The sequence below is a fragment of the Pseudonocardia sp. SID8383 genome (assembly GCF_009864975.1).
GTDB lineage: Bacteria > Actinomycetota > Actinomycetes > Mycobacteriales > Pseudonocardiaceae > Pseudonocardia > Pseudonocardia alni.
Genome location: NZ_WWFY01000857.1, coordinates 1 through 1,534 on the forward strand (window position 1 = coordinate 1; position 1,534 = coordinate 1,534).

Annotated in this window: 1 pseudogene; it reads right to left on the reverse strand. The window is 75.0% G+C overall.

The features are described 5' to 3' along the window. A pseudogene (locus GTW08_RS20775) lies at nucleotides 1–1,534 on the reverse strand (peptide synthetase); the annotation flags it as partial.

Below are 1,534 nucleotides of genomic sequence, written 5' to 3' on the forward strand. Positions count from 1 at the left end.
CCGCGGCGGGCTGCACGGCGGGCAGCACGGCAGGCGGCACGGCCGGTGCCGCGTCGGCCGGTGCGGCGTCGGGCACCGCGCGGGCGGTGATGCCCCGGTACCGGGAGCCGGGCGGCAGGTGCTCGCCCTTCATCACCAGCGACAGCGGGTCGAGCCGCGCCCCGGCGCCGACCACGGCGTCGTAGAGCACGATCGCCCGGTCCCCGACCGACGCGCCGTCCGCGACCGACACCGTCGACATCTTCATGACCCGGTCCTCGAACAGGTGGGTCTGCAGCGACACGTCCCGCCCGACGACGGCGTCGTCCCCGATCTCCACCAGGTCGTACTCGGTGAGGTAGGTCGTCGACACGCAGGTCCGCCGCCCGATCCGGGCGCCGAGCAGCCGCAGCATCGGCGGCAGCAACGGGGTCCCGGACAGCATGCTCAGCAGCCCGGGCACCGCGGAGGCCTCGTAGAGTCCGGTGACGAACTCCGAGCGGCGCACGAACCGGCTCCACAGCGGCTCGGTCCGCGGCCGGTAGGTGCCCACGACCAGCCACTTCACCGCGGCGACCAGCAGGACCAGCGCGAGCGCCGAGGCGAGCGCCAGCACCGGTGCCGCGAGCACGACCTGCCACGCGGCGCCGGTGCGGGCCACGCCGGACAGCCCCTGCAGGAACAGGTAGATCGACACCGAGATCGCCGAGGCGGGCAGCGTGGCCCGGAGGAACTCGATGCCGAGCCGCTCCGCGACGCGGCGCCGTGAGGGCGTGAACGTCAGCGACTCCGGGTGGTCCCCGGAGTCCTGGCGCACCGGCAGGTGCATCGCCGGAGACCCCAGCCAGGTGGTGTCGTGCGGCACGCCCGACGCCGGGGGCACCGTCGCGACGCCGATCAGCGACTCGTCGCCGAGCGTCGACCCGGCCGGGACGACGGCGGCGTTCCCGACGAACGCGCGCCGCCCCACCAGCGTCGGACGGCGGACCATCCAGCCGTTGTGGAAGGTCGCGCTGCCCACGCTCGCCATGTCCGCGACGAAGCTGCCCTGGGAGATCGTCAGCATCTCCGGGTCGATGTGCGAGGCGGTGGACACCTCCGCGCCGCGCCCGATCCGGGCGCCGAGCAGCCGCAACCAGCCGACCGTGTAGAGCGTCGAGTACAGCGAGTTGGTGTAGCTCAGGCTCATCTCGAGCAGCGTGTCGCCGAACCACTTGCGCAGCCCCAGCGCGGAGCGCGCCGCGAAGACCCCGGGCCCGGTGCGGGGCGCGACGGCCCACCGGCCGACAGCCACCAGTACGCACACCGTCACCACGAACACCGGCCCGACCAGGGCCGCGACGAGCAGGGCGGGGCCGTCGCCGAACAGCAGCAACGACGACCACACCAGCAGCACCGCCGGGACCAGCGCCAGCAGCGACACCAGCTCCAGCGCGACGATCCCGGCCAGCGCGGCCGCCCGCTGCGGCCGCGTCCAGGACGGTGCCGGGCCGCGTTCGGTCAGCTCGGCGACCGCGGCGTCGGCGGCGTCGGGCACCGCGGGGGACCCGGCCCA